The organism is Nocardia carnea, from assembly GCF_029868855.1.
GTDB lineage: Bacteria > Actinomycetota > Actinomycetes > Mycobacteriales > Mycobacteriaceae > Nocardia > Nocardia carnea_A.
Genome location: NZ_JARWOV010000308.1, coordinates 1 through 2,270, shown reverse-complemented (window position 1 = coordinate 2,270; position 2,270 = coordinate 1). Strand labels below are relative to the sequence as shown.

Genomic DNA, 2,270 nt, shown 5'->3' with positions numbered 1-2,270 from the left:
GCTCGACGATTTCGTCCGGCAGATGGCCGGTTACGCCGACCTCGGGGTGCACACCGCGATCGTGATGCCGCCCGGTGGCTCGCCGGCGGCGTGGATCGACAGCGTGGGGTCGGTCGTACCGCAGCTCGCCGACCTCTGACCCCTGCGGATGGTGGAGCCCAGGTGACGGCCGCGGTACCGGCCGATCCTGTGAAACCGATGGGCCCGACCGTCACGGTGGCCGCACAGCACGGTCGTACCCAGGGGTTCGCCCGCGCGCGAAGTCGACGTGCGGATCGGGTTGGTACGTGCGGCCGTCCGGGACCGCCGGAGATTCGCCGGTTGCGAGGCTTCGACGGCTTGCCCGGCGTGACAGCGCTTGTGGCGCAGTGTGTTTTCTGCATACCGCGGGTGTGGGCAGGGTAAACACCGCCGGCTGCGGAGTACCGGTTACCGTCGGGGTATGAGAATCGCGGTGGTCGGTGGGGGGATCAGTGGTTTGGTCGCGGCGTTCCGGCTGCGGCAGGCGCTGGGTGCCGCGGCGGAGCTCACCGTGATCGAAGGCCGTGCCCGGCTGGGCGGCGTGCTGCGGACGGAGTCGGTCGGCGGTGAACCGGTCGACCTGGGTGCGGAAGCGTTCGTAGGGCGGCGGCCGGAGGTGCCGGCATTGTTGCGGGAACTCGGGATCACCGAACAGTTGGTGCATCCGGCAGGTTTGCGGCCGTTGGTGTGGGCCGGCGGGCGGACGCGTCCACTGCCGGAACGAACACTGATGGGCATCCCGTCCGGCCCCGAGACGGTCGCAGGACTACTCGACGCGGAAACCGTGGCGCGGATAGCCGATGAGCCCAGCCGTCCTTTCAGCTGGCGGCCCGGTGCGGATATCGACGTGTATTCCCTGGTTGCGGACCGGTTCGGGGCGCAGACCGTCGCGCGCGGTGTCGACCCCTTGCTCGGCGGCGTATACGCCGGTACGGCCCGTTCGATCGGGCTGCGCGCGGCCCTGCCCACGCTGGCCGCCGCCCTCGACCGGGGTGCCACCAGTCTGACCGCCGCCGTCTCGGCCACACTGCCGCCGCCGTCGGACGCGCCGGTATTCGGTGCGCTGCGCGACGGTTACGGGGTGCTGATCAGCGCGCTGGCCGAGCAGACCGCGGCGACTGCGGTCCGCGATACCGCGGTCGATGCTCTGCACCGGGTGCCCGGCGGCTGGCGGGTGGACCCCGTCGGTGAGTTCGACGCGGTGGTGCTCGCCACCCCGGCGCCGGTGACGGCCCGACTGCTGGCCGAGGTGGCCCCGGATGCCGCGCGGGCGGCCGGGGGAATCGAACTGTCCTCGTCGGCGCTCGTCGTACTGGAGCTGCCGAAGGACACCGCGTTACCGCCGAACTCGGGTGTGCTGGTGGCGACCGGCGAATCGCTGCGGGCCAAGGCGTTCACGCTGTCGAGCCGGAAATGGCCGCATCTGGCGGCGCGGGATGTCGCGGTGGTCCGGGTATCGTTCGGACGTTTCGGCGACGACACCGCAACGGCACTATCCGACACCGACCTGGTCGCCGCCGCCACTGCCGACCTCGCCACCGTCACCGGTGTCGCGATCGCGCCGCAGTCGGCGGTCGTCCAGCGCTGGCCCGGTGGGCTCGCGCAGTACGCACCCGGCCACACCGAACGGGTCGCCGAAATCGAAGCCGGGCTGGCGGGTTTCGACGATCTCGCAGTGACCGGCGCGTACCTGAACGGTGTGGGCGTGCCGGCCTGCGTCGCGTCGGCCACCGCCGCGGCCCGTCGGATCGCCGCCGCATGCGCCGATTCGACCTCCGCCGGTCGGTGACCCCGCGGGCCCGCCGTCGATACGGATTCGCGGGTGGAAGCCGGGCATCGCTGCACATATGACCTGCGGGCCGGGGAGCAGGCGGTAACCGCCGGTAGGCGGCGTCACGAGCGAAGCGCGCCATCGACACGAAAGGGTTCGCCGCGTCCGGGTGAGGGTGAGTGACCTTCTCCGTAAGGGGCTGCCGCTACCGCCGGTGAATCGGTATGAACCACCGAATTCGCGGACTGCCTATCCAGGGTTCGGTGCGCGTCTCGGTTCCGGAGCGACGAAGCGGGCGTACAGCGCGAGGGAGGGAATAATCGCGACCCGCCCCTAGTGGGGGGGGCGGGGGGCGGCGCGGGACCGCGGCGCCGGGCGGCGGCGCCCGCCCACAAGGGAGCGGGTGGGGTAAAGTGGGGGGGGGGGATGGGGGGGAGGGGGGGGGCGCGGAAGAAACGCGAGACGACACCAAACACAA

General features: G+C 71.6%; 1 protein-coding gene. It reads left to right on the top strand.

The window, feature by feature from the left end:
* Positions 1-442: 442 nt before the first annotated feature.
* The gene (locus QH195_RS31945) at positions 443-1,810 is read left to right on the top strand and encodes a protoporphyrinogen oxidase (protein ID WP_280438123.1); all 1,368 of its coding nucleotides are present in this window, start codon (positions 443-445) and stop codon (positions 1,808-1,810) included.
* Positions 1,811-2,270 lie beyond the last annotated feature (460 nt).

Coding starts and splice junctions, on each gene's coding strand:
- QH195_RS31945 (WP_280438123.1), top strand. CDS start 443: ATGAGAATCGCGGTGGTCGGTGGGGGGATCAGTGGTTTGGTCGCGGCG.